18 protein-coding genes are annotated in these 22,750 nt (G+C 57.1%); 11 read left to right on the top strand and 7 right to left on the bottom strand.

Annotated features, from left to right (window positions below; all coding sequences use genetic code 11):
• Positions 1-385: 385 nt before the first annotated feature.
• Both xylB and xylA read right to left on the bottom strand, forming a co-directional pair.
• Positions 386-1,846, bottom strand: coding sequence for a xylulokinase (gene xylB / locus DDA898_RS21000; RefSeq protein ID WP_038912278.1), 1,461 nt, complete (start codon positions 1,844-1,846; stop codon positions 386-388).
• A gap of 137 nt (positions 1,847-1,983) precedes the next feature.
• On the bottom strand, positions 1,984-3,303 hold the full coding sequence (xylA, locus tag DDA898_RS20995) for a xylose isomerase (RefSeq protein WP_038912277.1): 1,320 nt from the start codon (positions 3,301-3,303) through the stop codon (positions 1,984-1,986).
• Between the two features lie 366 nt (positions 3,304-3,669).
• Here xylA and xylF point away from each other — a divergent pair, with 366 nt between their 5' ends.
• The 4 genes from xylF (at position 3,670) to xylR (ending at position 8,836) form a co-directional block, all read left to right on the top strand.
• Entirely contained in the window at positions 3,670-4,665 is a 996-nt protein-coding gene (xylF, locus tag DDA898_RS20990; RefSeq protein ID WP_013320023.1) for a D-xylose ABC transporter substrate-binding protein, read from the top strand.
• Positions 4,666-4,739: 74 nt separating this feature from the next.
• Positions 4,740-6,281, top strand: coding sequence for a xylose ABC transporter ATP-binding protein (locus DDA898_RS20985; protein ID WP_038912276.1), 1,542 nt, complete (start codon positions 4,740-4,742; stop codon positions 6,279-6,281).
• Entirely contained in the window at positions 6,259-7,443 is a 1,185-nt protein-coding gene (gene xylH, locus DDA898_RS20980) for a xylose ABC transporter permease XylH (protein WP_038912275.1), read from the top strand. The genes DDA898_RS20985 and xylH overlap by 23 nt, the downstream gene beginning before the upstream one ends.
• Before the next feature lie 187 nt (positions 7,444-7,630).
• Positions 7,631-8,836: a D-xylose utilization transcriptional activator XylR gene (gene xylR, locus DDA898_RS20975; RefSeq protein ID WP_038912274.1), complete on the top strand. Its 1,206-nt coding sequence runs from the start codon at positions 7,631-7,633 to the stop codon at positions 8,834-8,836.
• A 155-nt stretch (positions 8,837-8,991) separates the two neighbouring features.
• On the opposite strand, the gene DDA898_RS20970 is transcribed toward xylR, so the two are convergent.
• Together DDA898_RS20970 and DDA898_RS20965 are read right to left on the bottom strand one after the other, a co-directional pair.
• Positions 8,992-9,567, bottom strand: coding sequence for a DJ-1/PfpI family protein (locus DDA898_RS20970; RefSeq protein ID WP_038912273.1), 576 nt, complete (start codon positions 9,565-9,567; stop codon positions 8,992-8,994).
• Between the two features lie 261 nt (positions 9,568-9,828).
• Positions 9,829-10,107 carry a metal/formaldehyde-sensitive transcriptional repressor gene (locus DDA898_RS20965; protein ID WP_013320018.1) on the bottom strand — a complete coding sequence of 93 codons (279 nt, stop codon included), beginning with the start codon at positions 10,105-10,107 and terminating at the stop codon, positions 9,829-9,831.
• Between the two features lie 98 nt (positions 10,108-10,205).
• Here DDA898_RS20965 and DDA898_RS20960 point away from each other — a divergent pair, with 98 nt between their 5' ends.
• Positions 10,206-11,117: a nickel/cobalt efflux protein RcnA gene (locus DDA898_RS20960; protein WP_038912272.1), complete on the top strand. Its 912-nt coding sequence runs from the start codon at positions 10,206-10,208 to the stop codon at positions 11,115-11,117.
• Positions 11,118-11,127: 10 nt separating this feature from the next.
• Here DDA898_RS20960 and DDA898_RS23365 read toward each other — a convergent pair whose 3' ends face one another.
• Positions 11,128-11,286 (bottom strand): hypothetical protein, encoded by a 159-nt coding sequence (locus DDA898_RS23365; protein ID WP_158305129.1) that lies wholly within the window; start codon positions 11,284-11,286, stop codon positions 11,128-11,130.
• A gap of 158 nt (positions 11,287-11,444) precedes the next feature.
• Between DDA898_RS23365 and argG the strand changes: the two genes are divergently transcribed.
• Positions 11,445-12,794: an argininosuccinate synthase gene (gene argG, locus DDA898_RS20950; RefSeq protein WP_013320016.1), complete on the top strand. Its 1,350-nt coding sequence runs from the start codon at positions 11,445-11,447 to the stop codon at positions 12,792-12,794.
• Positions 12,795-12,889: 95 nt separating this feature from the next.
• Here the strand turns inward: argG and DDA898_RS20945 are convergent, their stop codons facing one another.
• Entirely contained in the window at positions 12,890-13,390 is a 501-nt protein-coding gene (locus DDA898_RS20945; protein WP_013320015.1) for a MarR family winged helix-turn-helix transcriptional regulator, read from the bottom strand.
• A 358-nt stretch (positions 13,391-13,748) separates the two neighbouring features.
• On the opposite strand from DDA898_RS20945, the gene DDA898_RS20940 reads away from it, so the two are divergent.
• The 4 genes from DDA898_RS20940 to indC all read left to right on the top strand — a co-directional run bounded on the left by DDA898_RS20940 (position 13,749) and on the right by indC (position 21,449).
• Positions 13,749-14,642 (top strand): carboxylate/amino acid/amine transporter, encoded by an 894-nt coding sequence (locus DDA898_RS20940; protein WP_013320013.1) that lies wholly within the window; start codon positions 13,749-13,751, stop codon positions 14,640-14,642.
• A gap of 345 nt (positions 14,643-14,987) precedes the next feature.
• Positions 14,988-15,938, top strand: a complete 951-nt coding sequence (locus tag DDA898_RS20935) for a pseudouridine-5'-phosphate glycosidase (protein ID WP_038912271.1) — start codon at positions 14,988-14,990, stop codon at positions 15,936-15,938.
• An 11-nt stretch (positions 15,939-15,949) separates the two neighbouring features.
• The gene (locus tag DDA898_RS20930; protein WP_013320011.1) at positions 15,950-16,642 is read left to right on the top strand and encodes an HAD family hydrolase; all 693 of its coding nucleotides are present in this window, start codon (positions 15,950-15,952) and stop codon (positions 16,640-16,642) included.
• A 340-nt stretch (positions 16,643-16,982) separates the two neighbouring features.
• Positions 16,983-21,449: an indigoidine synthase IndC gene (indC, locus tag DDA898_RS20925; RefSeq protein ID WP_038912270.1), complete on the top strand. Its 4,467-nt coding sequence runs from the start codon at positions 16,983-16,985 to the stop codon at positions 21,447-21,449.
• Here indC and DDA898_RS23315 read toward each other — a convergent pair.
• A complete protein-coding gene (locus tag DDA898_RS23315; protein ID WP_152490698.1) occupies positions 21,409-21,678 on the bottom strand; it encodes a hypothetical protein in 270 nt (89 codons plus the stop codon). The two genes, indC and DDA898_RS23315, sit on opposite strands and share 41 nt — an antisense overlap.
• A gap of 131 nt (positions 21,679-21,809) precedes the next feature.
• On the opposite strand from DDA898_RS23315, the gene DDA898_RS20920 reads away from it, so the two are divergent.
• Entirely contained in the window at positions 21,810-22,742 is a 933-nt protein-coding gene (locus tag DDA898_RS20920) for a 3-oxoacyl-[acyl-carrier-protein] synthase III C-terminal domain-containing protein (RefSeq protein WP_038912268.1), read from the top strand.
• The last annotated feature ends 8 nt before the right edge of the window (positions 22,743-22,750 follow it).

Genomic DNA, 22,750 nt, shown 5'->3' with positions numbered 1-22,750 from the left:
ACCGTTCAATGTTAATGCTGGCGTGAAAGGTGAAACAGAGGGTTTAAACTCAACCGCAAGGTTTATAGCCCTGGCTCTCTTTCGAAGCTCACTCTGTTTCATGTCGTGATAGCTAATCACGACATGAGCAAGATACAAGCCTCTTCTTGTCGTGCGTGCGATGGAATGGCAGAGAAGCGACACCGTTTAGCTCACCCCACGAAACCACTCACCTACCAGCACAAGATTCAACGCCCGGAAAACCCAACATTTGGCTCTTATAGGGTTCAACAGCAATCTGAGGGCCGCTTTTGCGGCCCTCTCTTTATTGCTAAACGGTAAGATGGCAAACGGTAAGATTGTAAGCGGTAATATTGTAAACGATAAGTTTTGCCATCGGGTGGCATCAGATCATCAGCGGGCTGAGCTGCTGGTAGAGCTGACGGAACACCGTGCGCTGTTGCGCGTACTGCGCGTGACGCGTCGGGTCTGGCTGATGGGTTTGTTCCAGCGGCAAAGCCGGTAACAACTGTGTGAGCGGCGTCGCCGGGTTCAGCGCAATTTGCGCCAGCCGCGCCGCGCCCAGCGCCGGGCCGACATCGCCGCCGGTGCGGTATTCCAGTGTTTTGCCGCTGATATCCGCCAGCATCTGCCGCCAGTAAGCGCTGCGGGCGCCGCCGCCGATCAGTGTTACTTGCCGGGGCTCCAGCCCGGTTGAGTGCAGCGCGTCCATACCGTCCGCCAGCGCAAACCCCACCCCTTCCAGCACCGCGCGCGCCAGCGCCGCACGACCGTGCGAGTGGGTCAGTCCCCAGAAGGCGCCTTTGGCCTGCGGGTTGTTGTGCGGCGTGCGTTCGCCGGACAGGTAGGGTAGGAACCACACCGGCGTGGCGGTTTCTTCCGCGCTTGCCCGTTCGACTTCGGCGATCAGCGCCGCCACGCTGTCGGCGTGGGTTAGCCGGGCGGCCCAGTCGAGACAGGACGCGGCGCTCAGCATGACGGACATCAGGTGCCAGCTGTTGGGCAATGCATGGCAAAAGCTGTGGACGGCGCGCTGGGGGTTGCTGAGAAAACCGTCGCTGACCGCGAAGTATACGCCGGACGTGCCGAGCGACAGCATGGCCTGGCCGGCCTGATACAACCCGACGCCAATGGCGCCGGCAGCGTTATCACCGCCGCCGGCTACCACCGGCACCGGCGGCATACCCCAACGGGCGGCGATGTCGGCGTGCAGTTGTCCGGTAATCTGGTTGCCTTCGAACAGCGCGGGCATCTGACCGCGGCTCAGCCCGCAGGCATCAAGCAAATCATCATTCCAGTCTCGTCGGGCGACATCCATCCACAGCGTGCCCGCCGCATCGGACATGTCGCTGGCGAAATCGCCGGTCAGGCGCCAGCGCAGGTAATCCTTTGGCAACAGCACTTTGTCGATTTGCCGGAAAATATCCGGCTCATATTGCTGCACCCACTTCAGCTTCGGGGCGGTAAAGCCGGGCATCATCAGGTTGCCGGTGATGCGGCGAGCGTCCGGCACCTGTTGCTCCAGTTGCCGGCATTGCGCGGCGCTGCGTCCGTCGTTCCACAGAATGGCTGGCCGCAACACCCGTTGCTTCGCATCCAGCAGCGTCGCGCCATGCATCTGGCCGGTCAGCCCGATGGCTCGCACCCCCTGCAACGCCTGTTGCGCGGCCAACCCGGTCAGGGCGGCGTCGGTTGCCTGCCACCACTGTTCCGGGTCCTGTTCCGACCATAACGGGTGTGGGCGTGAGACGCTCAGCGGCACGCTGTGGCTGGCCGCTACCTCGCCGTTTTCCCGTAATAAAATGGCTTTCACGCCCGATGTGCCAAGATCGATGCCGATGTACATAACGCCTCGCTGTGACTTCGTGTGCTGTTATCAGGTCGTACCTTTAATATTTGTGTCGCTGGTAATATTTGTGCCGCTGGCGCAGATGCCAAAAAACCGTTTTCTGCGTTGTTGGGTTTGCGCCAGCCTACACCCATTCAACCGAACAGGTAGCGATTAACCAGATTTTCCAGCCGTTCCTGCTGCCCGCTGTGGTGCTGTGGGTCAAGCTGGTGACGGGCGGCGTAACCTGCCAGCATCTCCAGCGACGCGTTGCCTTGCAGGATCTGCTGCCCCAGTTCGCTGTTCCAGCCGGCGTAACGGTTGGCGACGTGCTGATTCAGTTCGCCGTCTTCCAGCATGCGAACCGCCACCTTGAGCGCCAGCGCCAGCGTATCCATCGCGCCGATATGGGCGTGGAACAGGTCGTAGCGATCGGTGCTCTGGCGGCGGACCTTGGCGTCGAAATTGAGGCCGCCGGTGGTGAACCCGCCCGCTTTCAGGATTTCATAGAGCACCAGCGCGTTTTCCTCCACGCTGTTGGGGAACTGGTCGGTATCCCAGCCAAGCTGCGGGTCGCCGCGGTTGGCGTCCACCGAACCAAAGATGCCGAGCGCTATCGCGGTGGCGATCTCATGGTGGAACGTATGCCCCGCCAGCGTGGCGTGATTGGCTTCGATATTGACCTTGATTTCCTTCTCCAGCCCGAACTGTTTGAGGAAGCCATAGACGGTAGCGACATCATAGTCGTACTGGTGTTTGGTAGGCTCCTGCGGTTTGGGTTCGATCAGCAGCGTGCCGTTGAAACCGATCTTATGCTTGTGCTCCACCACCATCTGCATGAAGCGCCCAATCTGTTCGCGCTCCTGGCGCAGGTCGGTATTGAGCAGGGTTTCGTAACCTTCGCGGCCGCCCCACAGCACATAATTCTCACCGCCCAGCGTTTTGGTGGCGTTCATGGCGGTGAACACCTGCGTGGCGGCCCAGGCGAACACTTCCGGGTCGGGATTGGTGGCGGCGCCGGCGGCATAACGCGGGTTGGTAAAGCAGTTGGCGGTGCCCCACAGCAGCTTCACGCCGGTTTCCTGCTGTTTGGCCGCCAGAATGTCGGTCATGGCGGCGAAGTTGTTCAGGTATTCCTGCAGCGATCCCCCTTCCGGCGCGACGTCGACGTCGTGGAAACAGTAATAGGGCGCGCCCAGTTTGTGCAGGAATTCGAAGGCGATATCGGCCTTGCGTTTCGCCAGCGCCAGTGCGTCGCCGGACTGCTGCCAGGGCCGGGCGAAAGCGCCGGCGCCGAACATATCGGTGCCGTTCCAGCAGAAGGTGTGCCAGTAACAGACCGCAAAACGCAAATGGTCGGCCATGCGCTTGCCGAGGATTACCTCGTCAGGGTTGTAATGGCGGAAGGCAAACGGATTGCGGCTGCCCTGACCTTCAAAGCGAACTTTTTCTATCTGATCAAAATAAGCGTGCATTGTTATCTCCTTGCAAACCACCGGAATGGCTGTTTTCAGCCTTGTTTCAATATTCCGTTTGCCTGCCAGTTTCCTCAATTACGTTATTTCACACTGAAATTAAGATAATTATTAAATGTGCGCTCGATCGCAAAAAATAACCGGAATAATCTGCAAAACCGCTCGCAATCGGTTGTGTTATGAAACGGATTAACAAGATGAAAATATGACCGCTATCAAAAAATAACAATTAAACCAAAAAACGTAATTCAGAGATAAAAATCAGCAATTGCTGACCCTGACTTTTCTTGTCAACAATTTCATGCAACGTAGTCGTAAGTGAAGTGACGTTTTTATCCTGCCTTCCTATAACAAAGGTACTCTACGATGAAAATGAAACACGTATTACTGTCAGCCTGTGCCGCACTTGCCATGCTGAGTCAGCCGGGGTTTGCCAAAGAGGTTAAAATCGGCATGGCTATCGACGACCTGCGCCTCGAACGCTGGCAGAAGGATCGGGATATTTTTGTGAAAAACGCCGAAGAAAAAGGGGCGAAAGTGTTTGTGCAGTCCGCCAACGGCAATGAAGAAACGCAGATATCCCAGATAGAAAATATGATTAACCGCGGCGTAGATGTGTTGGTGATTATCCCTTATAACGGTCAGGTTTTAAGTAACGTGATTGCCGAAGCCAAACGCGAAGGAATAAAAGTACTGGCTTATGACCGTATGATTAATAATGCGGATATCGATTTTTACATTTCGTTTGATAATGAAAAAGTTGGAGAGCTTCAGGCACAATATTTGATCAACAAGGTGCCGCAGGGCAGTTATTTTCTGATGGGCGGCTCGCCGGTTGATAATAACGCCAAGCTGTTCCGTCAGGGCCAGATGAAAGTATTAAAACCGTTAATTGATAGCGGCAAGATTAAGGTGGCGGGCGACCAGTGGGTGGACGCCTGGCTGCCGGAAAATGCGCTGAAAATCATGGAGAACGCGCTGACCGCCAACAACAACAAGATTGATGCGGTGGTGGCCTCAAACGACGCGACCGCAGGCGGTGCGATTCAGGCGCTTTCCGCTCAGGGGCTGGCCGGCAAGGTGGCGATCTCCGGTCAGGACGCCGATCTGGCGGCCATCAAACGGATCGTGGCCGGCACCCAGACCATGACCGTGTACAAACCCATCAGCAAACTGGCGCAGGACGCGGCGAATATCGCGGTGTCGCTGGGAGAGGGGAAAAAACCGGAGTCCAACGCCACGCTCAACAACGGCAAGAAAGACGTACCCGCTTTCCTGCTGACGCCAATCCCGGTCGACAAGACGAATATCGACAGTACCGTCGTCGCCGATGGGTTCCATAAGAAAGCAGATATTTATTAACCAGTTCGCCCGTCGCCCGGCGAGTCGCAGATGCGGCATCGCCGGGTGAGCGGCATCGGTCAGGCGGAGGGGTTATGCCGTGTCTGTTGGAAATGAAAAACATCACCAAGGCCTTCGGGGCGGTGAAAGCGGTGGACAACGTCAGCCTGCAACTGGAGGCGGGGCAGGTGTTGTCGTTGTGCGGCGAAAACGGTTCAGGCAAGTCGACGCTGATGAAGGTGCTGTGCGCGGTGTATCCGTACGGCAGCTATGAGGGCAGCATACGGTTTGCTGGCGATGAGCTACGGGCCGGGCATATCCGCGACACCGAGCAGAAAGGGATCGCCATCATTCACCAGGAACTGGCGCTGGTCAAAGAGATGACGGTGCTGGAGAACATCTTTCTCGGCAATGAGCGCACGCGCTTCGGCGTGATGGATTACGACGCCATGTACCTGCGCTGCCAAACCATGCTGACGCAGGTGCGGCTGGACATCGACCCGAATACCCGCGTTGGCGAACTGGGGCTGGGTCAGCAGCAACTGGTGGAGATCGCCAAAGCATTGAACAAGCAGGTGCGCTTGCTGGTTCTCGATGAACCGACCGCATCGCTGACCGAACGGGAAACCGGCGTTTTGCTGGATATCGTGCGCGACCTGCGCCACCACGGCATCGCCTGCATCTACATCTCCCACAAGCTCAACGAGGTCAAGGCGATTTCCGACGTGATCTGCGTGATCCGCGACGGCAGGCACATTGGCACCTGCCCGGCGGATTCGCTCAGCGAGGATCAGATCATCGCCATGATGGTGGGCCGTGAGTTGACGGAGCTGTATCCGAACGAACCGCACGATATCGGCGAAGAGGTGCTGCGGGTGGAGCACCTGACCGCCTGGCACCCGGTGAACCGCCATATTCGCCGGGTGGACGATGTGTCGTTCAGCCTGCACCGTGGCGAAGTGCTGGGCATCGCCGGGCTGGTCGGCGCCGGTCGTACCGAGACGGTTCAGTGCCTGTTCGGCGCGTATCCGGGGCGATGGCAGGGCGATATCCGGGTGGAAGGCAAACCGGTCGCTATCCGGCACTGCCGGCAGGCGATGGCGCTGGGGATCGCCATGGTGCCGGAAGATCGCAAGAAGGACGGCATCATTCCGGTGATGAGTGTGGCGCAGAACATCACGCTGGCGGCGCTCGACCAGTTCGCCGGCGCGCTGTCGGTGCTGCGGGACGCCGACGAGCAGCACAGCCTGCGTGAATCGATCGCCCACCTGAAAGTGAAAACCGCGTCGCCGGAACTGGCGATTGCCCGTCTCAGCGGCGGTAATCAGCAAAAGGCCATTCTGGCGAAATGTCTGATGTTGCGCCCGAAAATCCTGATTTTGGATGAACCGACCAGGGGGATCGACATCGGTGCAAAATATGAAATCTACAAACTGATCAACCAGTTGGTGAAGCAACAGATCGCCGTCATCGTTATTTCCTCCGAACTGCCCGAGGTGCTGGGCCTGAGCGACCGGGTGCTGGTGATGCATCAGGGGCGGCTCAAGGCGGATTTGCCCAACCGGGGCCTGACGCAGGAGCAGGTGATGGAAGCCGCATTAAGGAGTGAGCATCATGCTGAAAACCTGGCTGTCTGACCGTACGCCCGCGCCGGTGGCGTCTTCCGGCGGAGCGCCTCGCCGCCGTTCTTTCAATCTACAGGTGTTGGTGATGATCGCGGCGATTGTCGCAATCATGCTGTTTTTCACCTTCATGACCGACGGCGCGTACCTCAGCGCACGCAACATTTCCAACCTGCTACGCCAGACCGCCATCACCGGCATTCTGGCGGTGGGCATGGTGTTTGTGATTATTTCCGCCGAGATCGACCTGTCGGTCGGCTCCATGATGGGGCTGCTGGGTGGCGTGGCGGCGATTCTGGATGTCTGGTTCGGTTGGCCGTTGCCCCTGACGGTGGCGGTGACCCTGCTATTGGGGCTGTTGCTCGGTGCCTGGAACGGCTGGTGGGTGGCGTACCGGCGCGTGCCGTCGTTCATTGTGACGCTGGCGGGCATGCTGGCGTTTCGCGGCGTGCTGATCGGTATCACCAACGGGACGACGGTATCGCCTACCAGCCCGGCGATGTCGCAGATTGGCCAGAGTTATCTGCCGGAAGGTGTGGGATTTTTGTTCGGCGTCATCGGGCTGATGCTGTTTGTGGTGTGGCGCTGGCGTCAGCGGTTGCGTCGTCAGCGTTTGGGGTTGCCGGTGGCCGCCGCTTCCGGCGATGTCGCCCGTCAGTCGCTGATGGCGGTGCTGGTGCTGGGCGCTATCTATCTGCTCAATGATTATCGCGGCGTGCCGACGCCGGTGCTGTTGCTGACGCTCATCATGCTGGGCGGCATGTTCATGGCGGCGCGTACTGCGTTCGGGCGGCGTATTTACGCTGTGGGCGGCAATATCGACGCGGCGCGTCTGTCGGGGGTGGATGTCGAGCGCACCAAGCTGGCGGTGTTCGCCATCAACGGCCTGATGGTGGCGGTAGCGGGTCTGGTGCTCAGTTCCCGGCTGGGCGCCGGGTCGCCGTCTGCCGGGAATATCGCGGAACTGGACGCCATCGCCGCCTGCGTCATCGGCGGCACCAGTCTGGCGGGCGGGGTGGGTAGTGTGGCGGGCGCGGTGATGGGGGCGTTCATCATGGCATCGCTGGATAACGGCATGAGCATGCTCGATGTGCCCACCTTCTGGCAGTACATCGTCAAGGGCGGCATTTTGCTGCTGGCGGTGTGGATGGATACCGCCACCAAACACAAAGCCTGAATGCTGTGGATGGCAGGGATGACAGGACATCCACGGCAAAATGAGCGAGACAGTTCGCAAAGTAAGGAAATTATTTTTGGGCTACCGGTCGGCCGTGCTATTTAGGCGGAAGGCCGATTTTCGTGCCGGATTTCGCCCGGAGAAGCGACGACGCCCACCACGCACTGTCTGAAGAGAACGTATCGCCATGTTTGAGAAACGCTACCGTATTACGTTGCTGTTCAATGCCAACAAAGTATACGACCGGCAGGTGGTTGAGGGTGTAGGTGAGTACCTGCAGGCGTCTCAGTGCGACTGGGATATCTTCATCGAGGAGGATTTTCGCTGTCGTATCGACAATATCCGCGACTGGCTGGGGGATGGCGTAATCGCAGATTTCGACGATCCGGCGATTATCGCGTTGCTGTCCGGGGTGCGGGTGCCGCTGGTGGGTGTGGGCGGTTCTTATCACTGTCCGCAGGATTATCCGCCGGTGCATTACATCGCCACTGACAATTCCGCGCTGGTAGAGAGCGCGTTTTTGCATCTGAAGAATAAAGGGTTGAACCGGTTCGCGTTTTACGGCCTGCCGGCATCGGTGGGGAAAGGGTGGGCGCAGGAGCGGGAGCACGCCTTTCGGCAACTGGTGGCGGCGGAGCAGTATCAGGGCGTGGTGTATCAGGGCATGGAGACATCGCCGGGCAACTGGCAGTATGCCCAGAACCGGCTGGCGGACTGGGTCCAGACCCTGCCGCCGCAAACCGGCATCATCGCGGTGACGGACGCTCGCGCCCGCCACCTGTTGCAGGTGTGCGAGCACCTGAACATCGCAGTGCCGGAAAAGCTATGCGTGATCGGTATCGACAACGAAGAACTGACCCGCTACCTGTCGCGCGTCGCCCTATCTTCGGTGGCGCAGGGAACGCGGCAGATGGGGTATCGCGCTGCCAAGCTGTTGCACCAACTGCTGCTGACGCCTTATGCGCTGCCGTTGCAGCGCATTCTGGTGCCGCCGCTGCGGGTGGTGGAGCGCAGTTCGACCGATTACCGTTCGGTGCACGACCCGGCGGTGATTCAGGCGATGCATTTCATCCGTCATCATGCCTGTAAAGGCATCAAGGTGGAGCAGGTGTTGGATGCGGTCGGGTTGTCGCGTTCCAACCTTGAAAAGCGCTTCAAGGATGAAACCGGGCAGACCATTCACGGCATGATCCACACCGAAAAACTGGAGCGGGCGAGAAATTTGCTGGTGTCTACGTCGCTGTCGATCAACGAGATTTCGTCTATGTGCGGTTATCCCTCGCTGCCGTATTTCTATTCCGTGTTTCGAAAGGATTACGATCTGACGCCGCGCGAATATCGCGAGCGCTATGGTGAAGGCGGCTATGGCGACAGTCGGTATGACAATGAATGATCGGGCGGGTGGCGAATAACCTGGTGGACGGCGCTTCTGTATGAGGTTCGGCCGTTATGGGGTGCGGCCGCTGCCGTGGTACGAATAAGCGGCGGGTCTCATCGGCGTGCGGCAGGAGGGCGTGACGGCGCAGCGCGCCGTCACAGGGCGTTGATTCAGGCGGGCACGCGCCAGTAGTCGTAATAGATATGCTCGACCTGGAAGTTCACATCATCGCGATCTTCGCTCAGTCGGCTGGCAAGCGTGAACGCGAAATCAAACGCGACGCCAAGTCCTTTGCCGCTGATCAGATTGCCGTCTTCCACCACTTTCTGGTCGACATACACGCCGTCGGTCACGTCTTTCCACAGATCGCCGGAGCAGACGTAGCGGCGTCCTTTCAGCAACTGGTTGCCGCCCAGCACCCTGGCAGCCGCCGAGCACAGCGGGCAAATCAGCTTGCCGGCTTCGTCATGGCGGCGAATAAACTCCGTCACCAGCGGATTGGCGGCCAGGTTTACCGTGCCCTGCGGACCGCCCGGAATCACCACGGCATCGAACAGCCGGTCCATATTTCTTTCCAGCAGGGCATCCGCGAACATGCGGATATTGTGGTAACTGTGCAGCTCCAGCCGGTCGTGACAGGAAAGCAGGGTGACGTCCAGTTTTGTGCGATGCAGCACATCGATCACCATAATTGCTTCCGCTTCTTCGAATCCGGGAGCTAAAAGAATGGCGACGTTCTTGGCCATGGTATCTCCAGCAATCATCAAAGGGAGGAACATCTGTGCGGCCGAGGATAGCAAAGAAACCTGTTTAAAATGAAATATCGTTTCAATATTGAGTGGTGGGTCGCGTAATCGATGTTTGCTCGCCCGTGCTGGCGATAAACAGCGCTATACTCGCTCCCTTCATGCCGTGATCGCCGCCCGGTAAGGCATGGACGATGGCGACCGGTTGCGTGGGGTCGGCTATTTTAGCCAATCACTTCATACAGGCTACTTCATTACACGCTACTTCATATAGGAACGAATCACCGTCACGATCGCTTCCAGATCGGTGGCGCGTTCCGCCGGGTCCGCTTCTTCATTCATCAGATGGTCGCGGATGTGGCCTTCCAGCACCTCCCCCATCAACCCGTTCACCGCTCCCCGAATGGCGGCGATCTGCTGCAGAATTTCCAGGCATGAGCGTCCCCCTCCGTCCAACGCTTTTTCCAGCGCTTCCGTCTGACCTTTGATGCGTCTGACGCGCGTCAGCAGTTTCTTTTTTTCATTAATGGTATGCGGCATGGCGGCTCCCGTCTTGTCTGGTCATATACTGGGGTATAGTATATTTTCATCATTTCACTTCCAGGCCGCCCTCCGACCGCCTGATTCGGACGCTAACTATGACGGATTTTTCCTTACTTTTGCAGCAGGGCGTGGCTAACGCCTGGCTGTTTATTCCCAGTGCGGTACTGTTAGGCGCGTTGCATGGCCTGGAGCCGGGGCATTCCAAGACCATGATGGCGGCGTTTATCGTGGCGATTCGCGGCACGGTGAAACAGGCGGTGATGCTGGGGGTTGCCGCTACGTTATCTCATACTGCGGTAGTCTGGCTGATTGCGCTGGGCGGTATGTACCTGAGCCAGCAATTTACCGCTGAATCCGCCGAACCCTGGCTGCAGTTTATTTCCGGCATCATTATTCTGGGGACCGCTATCTGGATGTTCTGGCGTACCTGGCGCGACGAGCGAGCATGGCGGCAACATCAGCATAGCCATGACCACGGCCATGATCATCACCATCACCACCACGAGCATCACCACGGCAGTCATCATCACGATGACCATCACGAACATGCCCATCATCACCATGAGCATAATCACGGCCACCCTCACGCCGGGCATCCGCATGACCACGCACTGGCTCATGATGAGTATCAGGATGCGCATGAGCGAGCGCACGCTAATGAGATACGCCAGCGTTTCGCCAACCGGGAAGCGACCAACGGACAAATTCTGCTGTTTGGCCTGACCGGCGGGCTGATTCCCTGCCCGGCGGCCATCACGGTGCTGCTGTTATGTATTCAGGTGAAGGCTTTTACGCTGGGGGCGGCGCTGGTAGTGTGTTTCAGTATCGGGCTGGCGTTGACGCTGGTGGCCGTAGGGGTCGGCGCAGCGCTCAGCGTGCAGCGGGCCAGCCGCCGCTGGCCGGGATTTGCCACGTTGATGCGTCGTGCGCCCTATTTCTCCAGCCTGCTGATCGCAGTAGTGGGCGTGTATATGCTGCTTCATGGCTGGGCGCGTTTGCCGTTATAGCCGCGTTGCTTTATAACGCAGCAATATAAAACAGCGGTGCCGGCAGCGTGAAAAACGGCGGCTTTTTGGCCCTGCCTTGGGGCCGGACGTTGCCGTAGCGAATTTTTTTCCTGAAAATCCGCCTCCTCTCTTCCGGTCCGCCGGAAAAGATGTTTAAATTATCAATCATAAATTTTGCATAAATATGCATTGATGCGCGGTGGTTCACCGCAGTCGATTCTGATGGCGCCGTGTCGTGCGCGTCTCAATGCATGACCAGACATTGCGTAACCCGGCGGCAGGGCTGCTAAGCTTAACGCCATCGAAATCAAGCAGGGATTAATAGTTATGACGACGATTTTGAAACATCTTCCGGTGGGCCAGCGGATTGGGATTGCTTTCTCCGGTGGTCTGGATACCAGCGCCGCCTTGTTGTGGATGCGTCAGAAAGGCGCGGTGCCTTATGCCTATACCGCGAATCTGGGTCAGCCGGATGAAGACGACTACGACGCCATTCCGCGTCGCGCCAAAGAGTACGGCGCTGAGAATGCCCGTCTGATCGACTGCCGTAAACAGCTGGTGGCGGAAGGCATCGCCGCGATTCAGTGCGGTGCGTTCCATAACACCACCGGCGGTATGACTTACTTCAACACCACGCCGCTGGGCCGTGCGGTGACCGGCACCATGCTGGTGGCGGCGATGAAAGAAGACGGCGTTAATATCTGGGGCGACGGCAGCACCTACAAAGGCAACGACATCGAGCGTTTCTATCGTTACGGCCTGCTGACTAACGCCGAGCTGAAAATCTACAAACCCTGGCTGGATACCGATTTCATCGACGAACTGGGCGGCCGTCAGGAGATGTCCGAGTTTATGACGACGTCGGGCTTCGACTACAAAATGTCGGCGGAAAAAGCTTACTCTACCGACTCCAACATGCTGGGCGCGACCCACGAAGCGAAGGATCTGGAGTTCCTGAATTCCAGCGTGAAAATCGTCAATCCGATCATGGGCGTTAAGTTCTGGGACGAAAACGTGCGTATTCCGGCGGAAGAAGTGACCGTGCGTTTCGAGCGCGGCCATCCGGTGGCGCTGAACGGTCAGACGTTCTCCGATGACGTGGAACTGCTGCTGGAAGCCAACCGCATCGGTGGTCGTCACGGCCTCGGCATGAGCGACCAGATCGAAAACCGTATCATTGAAGCGAAAAGCCGCGGTATCTATGAAGCTCCGGGGATGGCGCTGCTGCACATCGCCTACGAACGTCTGGTTACCGGCATTCATAACGAAGATACCATCGAGCAGTACCACGCCCACGGCCGTCAGTTGGGACGTCTGCTGTATCAGGGCCGTTGGTTTGACCCGCAGGCGCTGATGCTGCGTGATGCGCTGCAACGTTGGGTCGCTAGCGAAATCACCGGTGAAGTGACGCTTGAGCTGCGTCGCGGCAACGACTATTCGATCCTGAACACCGTGTCGGACAACCTGACCTACAAACCGGAACGTCTGACGATGGAAAAAGGCGAATCCGTGTTCTCGCCTGATGACCGTATCGGTCAACTGACGATGCGTAATCTGGATATCACCGACACCCGTGAGAAGCTGTTCAACTACGTGGAAAGCGGCCTGATTTTTTCCGGCAATGCGGGCCTGCCGCAGGTTGCCAATCCGTCGCTGCAGGACAAATCCGCGAAATAATCGCAGCCTGAATGTAACGACAAAAGGGCATCCGTCTGGATGCCCTTTTTAGTGCCCGACGTCTTTTGCCGCCAGACCGCGATGTCACCTGAACATTAGCGGTTGTTCACCAGGTGTTTTTCAACACGTCCCAGCAGGGCGCGCAGATGGGTTTTTTCTTCTTCACTGAACGGCGAGAGAATGTCGCGTTCATTTTCCACATGCTCTTCCACCACCCGATTGATCAGGGCAAACCCCTCATCGGTCAGTTGGATGTTGACCGAACGGCGGTCGCCTTCAATCGGCATCCGACGCAGCCAACCAGCCTGCTCCAACCTGTCCAGCCGGCTGGTCAGGGTGCTGTTGTTGATCATCAGTGCGTTGACGATCTGAGACGGGCTGATGGCATAAGGCGCGCCTCGTCTGCGCAGGGTCGCCAGAATGTCGAACTCGCGGGCGCTCAGTTTGTATTTGCTGAATACCTTGTCCAGGGCGCGGTCAATCAGCAGACTGACACGGGACAGGGTGCCAATCACCAGCATGGGCTCGACATCGAGGTCGGGGCGCTCATTGCGCCATTGTTGAACAATATCTGATACTTCCAGGTAGCGTGCCATTAACTAGATATCCTTGATTAATATAAAAAACCATTCCTTTTTATTAAGGCGTAGGTCAATACCATTACGCGATCAACCCTACTGTAATATTCCGGAAAGAAATATTCAATGTCAGATGTTATTGACATACTAATTACGTATGCGTATATTACGAAATCGTAATATACAGTGTTGTTCATCGGTGTCACAGGATGTGATGCGTCAAGATACGGGAAGATCAAAAGTGAGTAAGTCAGGAGAACTGCACATGGATGTGCGCCCTTCTGTACGGCCAGGGAGGCGGTACGCCTCAGGCTGAGCAAGGGGTTGGTAAACTGGCCTCTGCTTTTGACAGGCATAGTTTGAGGAAGGTTCACTCGTGAAATTAAAAGATTTCGCTTTTTACGCTCCCTGTGTTTGGGGAACGACCTACTTTGTCACCACTCAGTTTCTTCCTGCCGATAAGCCGCTGCTGGCGGCCCTGATCCGGGCGCTACCGGCTGGTATTATTCTCATTCTCGGTAAAAACCTGCCGCCGGTCGGCTGGCTGTGGCGCCTGTTTGTGCTGGGCGCGCTTAATATCGGCGTGTTTTTTGTGATGCTGTTTTTTGCCGCCTATCGCCTGCCTGGTGGCGTGGTGGCGCTGGTGGGGTCGCTTCAGCCGCTGATCGTGATCCTGCTGTCTTTCCTGTTGCTGACGCAGCCGGTGCTGAAAAAGCAGATGGTGGCGGCCGTAGCCGGCGGCATCGGTATTGTGCTGCTGATTTCGCTGCCGAAAGCGCCGCTGAACCCCGCCGGGCTGGTGGCGTCGGCGCTGGCGACGATGAGTATGGCGTCCGGTCTGGTGCTGACCAAAAAATGGGGCCGACCGGCCGGAATGACGATGCTGACGTTTACCGGCTGGCAGCTGTTTTGCGGTGGGCTGGTGATTCTGCCTGTACAGATGCTGACGGAACCATTGCCGGACCTGGTGACCCTGACCAACCTTGCCGGCTATTTGTATCTGGCGATTCCCGGTTCTTTGCTGGCCTATTTCATGTGGTTTTCTGGTCTTGAAGCTAATTCGCCCGTGATTATGTCGCTGCTGGGTTTTCTCAGCCCGCTGGTCGCGCTGCTGCTGGGATTTTTATTTTTGCAGCAAGGGCTTTCCGGCGCGCAATTGGTCGGAGTGGTATTCATTTTCTCGGCACTTATTATTGTGCAGGATATTTCGTTATTTAGCAGAAGAAAAAAAGTGAAGCCGCTGGAACAATCTGACTGTGTGATAAAATAAATAATATTTTTTTTGTGTTGCATATCACAAAATAATCTTGGACATGAAATGTTAAAGTAATATACATATTGCTTAATAAATTTAGGTTATCGTATCAATAGCCAATATCTTGCAGACAGGAAAAACGTTTTTTAATTTAATGAAGATGTTATGTGCTGGTCGATGAAAATAATCCACTAGCGCTTAAATACGAATCGATAATAATTCAGGATGTATTATTATCGATGATATCGTGAAACCAATGATTACTATGTCATTGATACCAGACGTGAGTCATACCTGCGTCTGCGGGAACGACATCGTCCGGATATAACCTGACATAATCGCCCAGGATGAGAGAATATTATGTCTAAAACGGATTTTTCGCATGATTTACTGCGGTTTAGTGATGAGGTAAAGGAGGCGCTGCATTCCGGTAAACCGGTGGTGGCGCTGGAGTCGACCGTGATCGCCCACGGCCTGCCTTATCCTGAGAATGTGGCTACGGCCAGAAAGATTGAGGCCGCGGTGCGTGCCGAAGGGGCGATTCCTGCGACGATCGGCATCGAAAACGGCCGGTTTCTGATTGGCATGTCGGACGCCGATCTTGAACGGTTTGGTTCGACCAGGGGCATTCCAAAAGCCAGCAGCCGTGATATTCCGGTGATTCTGGCGCAAGGCGGCATGGGCGCGACCACCGTGGCGTCGTCGCTGGTGGCGGCGGATCTGGCCGGCATTCCTTTCTTTGCGTCGGCGGGCATCGGCGGCGTACATCGCGGCGCCGAGCGGTCGATGGATATTTCCGCCGACCTGATCCAGTTCACCCGCTCCCGGGTCGCGGTGGTGTGCGCCGGCGCCAAGAGTATTCTCGATCTTGGCTTGACGCTTGAATATCTGGAAACCCAGTGCGTCCCCATCATTTCCTATCAATCTGACGATTTCCCCGCTTTTTATTGTCGTTCCAGCGGTTTTCACAGCCCCCATCGGCTGGACGACGCCACGGTCATTGCCCGTTCCATCGACATGCACTGGAAGCTGGGTAACCAGAGTTCGGTGTTGATTACCCATCCTATTCGCGAAGAGGACGCCATCGACACAGATGAGGTGGAGTCGATTATCCGTGAAGCCGCCCTTCAGGCGGAGCATGAAGGTATTCGTGGGCCGGGCGCCACGCCTTATCTGATGCGTGCCATCGCTAAAGCCACGGAAGGAAAGACGGTCAAAGCCAACATGTCGGTGCTGATCAGTACGGCCGCGCTGGCCGGCAAACTGGCCTGCGCTCATATCGACTATCTGCGGCAGCAAAACCAGGCATAAGGATATGTCTCATGAAACCACTTGTGATTTTTGATCTGGACGGCACGCTGGTCGACACGCCGAGCGGCATTGTTAGCGCGTTTATCACGGCGTTGCGCGATCTGTCGATGCCGTTTGAGGACCGGCGCGCCATTCGCGCCACTATCGGTTTGCCGCTGGAAAAAGCCTTTGGTCAGATTCTGGCGTTGCCGGTCGAGGATGAAAGGGTAACCGCCGCCGTCAGGCAGTATCAGGCCGTTTTCCGTGAGCAGGTGCTGCCGCAGGCGCCGGGGCTGGTCTTTCCCGGCGTGGTGGAGGGGCTGGCGCTGCTGAAAGGGCAAGGGTATACGCTGGCGGTCGCCACCAGCAAGGTATTCGCCAGTGCGAAAGCGCTGCTGGAGGCGGCCGGATTATGGTCGTATTTCGATCTGGTGCTGGGGGCGGACATGGTAGCGCACCCCAAACCGCATCCTGAAATGGGGCTGCTGGCGATGTCCCGTTTGGGCGCTGATGCGGCGACCACCGCGATGGTGGGCGACACCACGCACGATTTGCTGATGGCGAAACAGGCCGGCATGGCCGCTATTGGCGTCACCTGGGGGATTCATACCACCGACCAGTTAAAAGCGGCGGAACCGCAGGTGATTGTTGATACGTTTAGCGAGGTAGTCGGGGCTGCCCACGCGTTATTAAAACTGTCTTCTTCCCCGGTATCTTATTGTTGATTCTGTCTGATTTTTCTTAGTCGTTTTATTGCCCCAAAAATGGATTTGGCCTGAAGACAGGAGTCTACACCCAAAGTAATTTGAGTTGCAGGACGGCGGCGACGCAGCGAATCCCCGGGCGCTTACCAAGGTAAGTGACCGGGGTGAGCGACAAATCTGCCTGGAACGGATCTGAATGCAGCCAACTGCGGCCCCAGGGGGCGAGTAATAAAATCAACGCACCTGAAAATTGAAGTATGACGGATATATGACGGATATAAGGTTAAATCTTATATACGGCGCTTTACCCTGAAATAAAACCGCTCGATTTATTTTTATTGATTTATGCACGAGGATTGTAATGGATAACATCTCGAATCACGCATTTAATTACCCGGTATTGGTTTTGAATAAAGGATTATTACCCGAACATGACGACATCGCTCTGGCTCGTTATCTTTTTTCTGCCCTGGCGCTGGCGGTATCACGTATTACTCAAAATGAAGAAATGATTGTCGGTTTTCATTTACATCCGCAGGAAATAACTCGCTGGAAAGATGATGAATGTATTCGTCAAGATATTCTCCCGCTGAATATTCGGTTCAATAGCGCAACGCCTATTGCCGGTTTTATTCGCGAAATAATGACCTGGATGACGCCGGATGCCATTCATCAGAAAAATGCTATGGGCGCCAGCGTGCTGACGCTGGGTCCGCAACATGCGCTTCACGATATCTTTGACCTGGAAATATCCTGGCAGCCGCCGGTAGAAAGCGAACCGGTTCAGGCGCTGACATGCCATGTTGCCAGTCGCGAAGACGCGCTTGTGCTGACGCTGCGGTTTAACCCGGCCCGTTTCAGTGCGACGCAGATGCAAAAACTGCCGGAGGTATGGCGCCAGATAACGGCGTCAGCCGCAAAAAACGGCGCAGAAACGCTGCGCGATATCGGGTTGATTGACGATGCAGAGCGCCAACGCGTGCTGCACGCCTTTAACCAGACCGAACAGGCGTGGGACGGAGAAACGACCGTCGCCGCAAGGCTGAAGAACCGGGCGCAACGCCATCCGGAACAGACCGCGGTGGTGTTTCGCGATGAGACGCTAAGTTATCGGCAGCTCTACCAGCAGGCGGGCGCGCTGGCGCACTACCTGAATGCGCTGGAGACGGAGCGCGAGCGTTGCGTGGGGTTATTTGTCGAGCCGTCGCTGGCGCTAATGACCGGCGTCTGGGGGATCCTGCTGTCCGGCAACGTCTATCTGCCGTTGTCGCCGGGATACCCGGAAGATCGGCTGGCTTATATGCTGGAGAACAGCCAAACCCGTATCATCGTTACCCAGCCCCATTTGCGCGAGCGGCTGCTGGCGCTGGCTCCGCCGGGAATTCAGGTGGTGACGTCGGACGATGTCGATGCGTTTATGCGGCAGCACGCTCACTCCCTGCCCGACGCGCCGCAGAACGATATCGCACCGCATCATCTGGCCTATGTGATTTATACCTCCGGCAGCACCGGCAAGCCGAAAGGCGTGATGATTGAACATCATAGCGTGCTGAATCAGATGAACTGGCTGGCGCAAACCGTTGGGCTGAATGCTGAGACGGTGATTCTGCAGAAAACGCCGATGAGCTTTGACGCGGCACAGTGGGAAATTCTGTCGCCAGCCTGCGGTTGCCGGGTGGTGATGGGCGAACCGGGCGTGTACCGGAATCCGGAACAACTGGTGGACATGCTGGCGGAGTATCGGGTGACCACGCTGCAGTGCGTGCCGACGCTGTTGCAGGCGCTGCTGGACACCGAACGTCTAACGCATTGCCCGGCGCTGAGGCAGATTTTCAGCGGCGGCGAAGCGCTGCAAAAGCACCTGGCGCAGGCGTGTCTGGAGACGCTGCCCGATTGCGAACTCATTAATTTGTACGGCCCGACCGAATGCACCATCAACAGTTCCGCTTTCCGGGTTGACCCAGTCAGCGTGCGGCAGGGGCCGGATACGCTGTCCATCGGCGCGCCGGTGGCGAATACCCGTTATTACATACTGGATAACTGCCTGACGCCGGTCGCCGTCGGGCAAATCGGGGAGCTGTATATCGGCGGCGACGGGGTGGCGAGAGGCTATCTGAATCGTGATGACCTGACCGCCGAGCGTTTCATCGTCGATCCGTTCGCGCCGGCCGGCTCCGGGCGGCGTTTGTACCAGACCGGCGATATCGCCAGCTGGAATCCCGATGGCACGGTCCAGTACGCCGGCCGTGCCGACAATCAGGTCAAGCTGCGCGGTTATCGCGTCGAGCTGGATGAGATCCGCTCGGCGATAGAAACCCATGAGTGGGTGAAAGCGGCGGCGGTGATCGTCAGGAACGATCCGTTTACCGGCTATCAGAACCTGATTTCGTTTATTGAACTGAATGCCCGCGAAGCGGCGCTGATGGATCAGGGCAATCACGGTTCACACCATCAGTCCAAAGCCGATAAGGCACAGGTGATGTTGCAGCTGGCGAATAAAGGCTGCCGGGAGTTTCCGGCCGCCAGCCAGCCGTATACCCTCGATTTGCCGGGCAAGCAGCCGGATGAGAAACAGCGCCTCACCGCGTTTTCCCGCAAGACCTATCGGTTTTACGACGGCGGCGCCGTGAGCCGTGACGATATTCTGTCGCTGCTGCATGAGCCGCTGCTGACGGCCATTTCGCGCCGGCCGGATGCTCTGACGCTGGATGAACTGGGGCACTGGCTGCGTTATCTGGGCCAGTTCACCAGCGCGGAGCGGCTGCTGCCCAAATATACCTACGCTTCGCCGGGCGCGCTGTATGCCACCCAGGTTTTTCTGGAACTGAACGGCGTGGCCGGGCTGACCGCCGGGCATTACTATTATCAGCCGGTGCATCACCAACTGGTGCGGGTCAGCGAGCAGGCAGCGGTGACGCCGGGCAGCCTGCGGCTACACTTTGTCGGCAAGAAGAGCGCGATTGAACCCATCTACAAAAATAACATTCGGGAAGTGTTGCAAATGGAGATGGGGCACATCATCGGCATGCTGGATATCATCCTGCCGGATTATGGCCTGGGCGTGGCGCTGTGCGACGCCGCGGCGCTGGATCCGACGCCGCTGGCCATTAACCCGGACGATGACTATCTGGGTGCCTGCGATGTGCTGTCCGGGCCGCGTTTGCCGGCGGATGACGATCTGGATATTTACGTGCAGACCGCCGGTACGAACATCGCCGACCTGCCGGTTGGAACGTACCGCTACGTTCGCGGCGACCTGCAGCACATTGCCGATGACGTCATTGATAAGAAACATGTTATCGCCATCAATCAGGCGGTGTATGAGCGCTCGTCGTTCGGCATCAGCGTCGCCAGTCGGACCGAAGGCTGGGCCGGGTACGTGCATGTGGGGCGTAAACTGCAGCGCTTGCAGATGAACCCCCTGAATATCGGGCTGATGTCTTCCGGTTACAGCTCGGAAACCGGCAACGATCTACCCGCCGCCCGCCGCTTCTGGCAGATTCTCGGTCATCGTACCGGGCCATATTATTTCTTTATTGGCGGGCGCATCAGCGACGAGCAGAAATACAGCGAGGGCATGAGGGAAGACGCCGTGCACATGAAAGGGCCGGCGGAGATGATTCGTGACGACCTGGCGGCGTTCATGCCGGATTACATGATGCCGAACAAAGTGCTGATTCTTGATGAGATGCCGCTAACGGCAAACGGCAAAATCGACATGAAAGCGCTGGCGAATATTAATGTCGAACTGAAGCACAAAACGATCGTCGCGCCCCGTAACCCATTGGAACATCAGGTCATGGCTATCTGGCAGGCGAAACTGAAACGCGAGGAGATGTCGGTGGATGACAATTTCTTCGAATCGGGCGGTAACTCGCTGATCGCCGTCAGCCTGATCAATGAGCTGAATGCGACGCTGAACGCCAGCCTGCCGCTGCAGGTGCTGTTTCAGGCGCCCACCGTTGAAAAACTGGCGGCGTGGCTGAGCCGCGCGCGTCAGGAACCGGTGTCCCGTCTGGTTCAGTTGCAGCCCAAAGGGCGTCAGGCGCCAATCTACTGCTGGCCGGGTCTGGGCGGTTACTGCATGAACCTGCGGCTGCTGGCGCGCCAACTGGGCGCGGAGCGACCATTCTTTGGCATTCAGGCGCACGGCATCAATCCGGACGAGACGCCTTACGCCACCATCGGCGAGATGGCGGCCAGAGATATTGAGCTAATTCGCCAGCACCAGCCGCACGGGCCTTATACGCTGTGGGGCTACTCTTTCGGCGCGCGCGTCGCGTTCGAAACCGCCTGGCAACTGGAGCTGGCGGGCGAGGTGGTGGAAAACTTGTACCTGTTGGCGCCCGGTTCGCCGAAACTGCGCGATGAGCGGGTGGCCGCCATGAACCGTAAGGCGGATTTTGATAACCCCGGTTATTTGACCATCCTGTTCTCGGTATTTATCGGCAGTATTACCGACCCGGAACTGGAGCGCTGTCTGGAAACGGTACGCGACGAGGGGAGCTTTGTGGCCTTTATCACCGGGCTCAACCCGGCGCTGGATGACGGGCTGGTACGGCGGATCACCCGCATTGTGGCGCAAACCTTCGAGTTCACCTATACCTTCAGCGAGCTACAGCAGCGGCAACTGAATGCGCCGGTAACCATCATCAAGGCGCAGGGCGATGATTACTCGTTTATTGAGAATCACGGCGGGTTTTCCGCCCAGCCGCCCACGGTGCTGGAGCTGATGGCGGATCACTACAGCATGCTGAAAGCGCCAGGGATCGACGAACTGACTAGCGTCATCCAGTATCAACAATCACCTCCCAGCCTGGTGGGATGAGACTGTCGGCATAACGCGCGCGGGGGATGCCCCGCGCGCTTTTCTGCGTCGTCCCATTATCAAACCGATTTTTTTGCTGTTTTGTCGACACAATCCCATGTTTTAGCGCATTAATCCCATTTTTGAGATAAAAGCGTTCTGAAAACAAGGCGGCGGCAACTGCGGATAAAAACAAAACTCGTTTTTTGGCAAAGTGTCTGTAGATTGACTGCGTTCGATCATGGGTCATGAACGGTGTTGCTGCGACATAGCTTCACTATTAGCGTCATGAGCGTCATGAGCGTCATGAGCGTCATGAGCGTCATGAGCGTTTTGTGCGACATGGGGACGGTAACCGTGCGAGCTTCATCGGAGACCGGCATGTTTTGCCTTAATGACATTCATCATGAAGCGCCGGAACACATCCGGCGTTTTCCCCTGGGAGAACTGGGGGACTCGCATCGGCTGCGGGAAGGGCAGCGCCGCATGATGGAAAAGCTGTATCAACTGAAGACGGTGCCGATGCGCTCCGATTGCCATCAGGCGATGCTGGAGTCGGTGGTGGCGGGGCTGGTTGATAGCTGGCCGATGCTGCCTTCTCAGGAGGGGCTGCTGATCTATGCCAGGACGCAGACGCACAACACCTTCTTTGACCGCCGCTGGCTGGACGACATCCTGCATCGCCAGCGGCTGGGGCGCTGGGACGTCACGACGTTGGGGCTGAATCACTGTGCCGGCGCGCTGTCGGCGTTGCATCTGGTGCGGCATAGCGCGGTTCGACGGAACCAGCCGGTGCTGTTGTTGACGGGAGAGAAGGCGTTTCACCCTGAAATCAACCGCTTCACGGTCGGCGTACAGGGAGAACTGCCGGTGGCGGCGCTCTTCAATGCGGCGAACAGTCGCTGGCGGGTGACGTTTACGGCGGTCAGGCACCTGAGCCGTTTTTATAACAATCCGAGCAATATGACCCGGCAGGAAAAAGCGGAATTGAACGGCTGCCTGCTGGATGAACTGTGCCGTTTTATTGTCGATGCCGTCGGGGACAGCGGCATAGGCATGGATGAGGTGGATTATTTTGTCCCCTGCAATCTTAATTTCCCATTATTACGTCAGATGGCGCAACGTCTGAATATGGGCGATCGCTTATTCAGTCAGCAGGTTTCTGATTATGGGCATCTGTATTGTTCGGACGTTTTATTTAATTTTTCTTCACTAATGAAAACTACAACCGGTCGCGCGAAAAATTATTTTTGTTTTTCGATGGGAATGGGGGTCACGCTTTCCTGCGCGCTGATACAGCAAATTGATATTTAAACAGGAGA

Source organism: Dickeya dadantii NCPPB 898 (assembly GCF_000406145.1).
Taxonomy (GTDB): Bacteria; Pseudomonadota; Gammaproteobacteria; order Enterobacterales; family Enterobacteriaceae; genus Dickeya; species Dickeya dadantii.
The sequence above is the reverse complement of the archived record's forward strand: the minus strand, read 5'-3'. Positions and strand labels throughout refer to the sequence as shown.

Coding starts and splice junctions, on each gene's coding strand:
- xylB (WP_038912278.1), bottom strand. CDS start 1,846: ATGTACATCGGCATCGATCTTGGCACATCGGGCGTGAAAGCCATTTTA.
- xylA (WP_038912277.1), bottom strand. CDS start 3,303: ATGCACGCTTATTTTGATCAGATAGAAAAAGTTCGCTTTGAAGGTCAG.
- xylF (WP_013320023.1), top strand. CDS start 3,670: ATGAAAATGAAACACGTATTACTGTCAGCCTGTGCCGCACTTGCCATG.
- DDA898_RS20985 (WP_038912276.1), top strand. CDS start 4,740: ATGCCGTGTCTGTTGGAAATGAAAAACATCACCAAGGCCTTCGGGGCG.
- xylH (WP_038912275.1), top strand. CDS start 6,259: ATGCTGAAAACCTGGCTGTCTGACCGTACGCCCGCGCCGGTGGCGTCT.
- xylR (WP_038912274.1), top strand. CDS start 7,631: ATGTTTGAGAAACGCTACCGTATTACGTTGCTGTTCAATGCCAACAAA.
- DDA898_RS20970 (WP_038912273.1), bottom strand. CDS start 9,567: ATGGCCAAGAACGTCGCCATTCTTTTAGCTCCCGGATTCGAAGAAGCG.
- DDA898_RS20965 (WP_013320018.1), bottom strand. CDS start 10,107: ATGCCGCATACCATTAATGAAAAAAAGAAACTGCTGACGCGCGTCAGA.
- DDA898_RS20960 (WP_038912272.1), top strand. CDS start 10,206: ATGACGGATTTTTCCTTACTTTTGCAGCAGGGCGTGGCTAACGCCTGG.
- DDA898_RS23365 (WP_158305129.1), bottom strand. CDS start 11,286: ATGATTGATAATTTAAACATCTTTTCCGGCGGACCGGAAGAGAGGAGG.
- argG (WP_013320016.1), top strand. CDS start 11,445: ATGACGACGATTTTGAAACATCTTCCGGTGGGCCAGCGGATTGGGATT.
- DDA898_RS20945 (WP_013320015.1), bottom strand. CDS start 13,390: ATGGCACGCTACCTGGAAGTATCAGATATTGTTCAACAATGGCGCAAT.
- DDA898_RS20935 (WP_038912271.1), top strand. CDS start 14,988: ATGTCTAAAACGGATTTTTCGCATGATTTACTGCGGTTTAGTGATGAG.
- DDA898_RS20930 (WP_013320011.1), top strand. CDS start 15,950: ATGAAACCACTTGTGATTTTTGATCTGGACGGCACGCTGGTCGACACG.
- indC (WP_038912270.1), top strand. CDS start 16,983: ATGGATAACATCTCGAATCACGCATTTAATTACCCGGTATTGGTTTTG.
- DDA898_RS23315 (WP_152490698.1), bottom strand. CDS start 21,678: ATGACCCATGATCGAACGCAGTCAATCTACAGACACTTTGCCAAAAAA.
- DDA898_RS20920 (WP_038912268.1), top strand. CDS start 21,810: ATGTTTTGCCTTAATGACATTCATCATGAAGCGCCGGAACACATCCGG.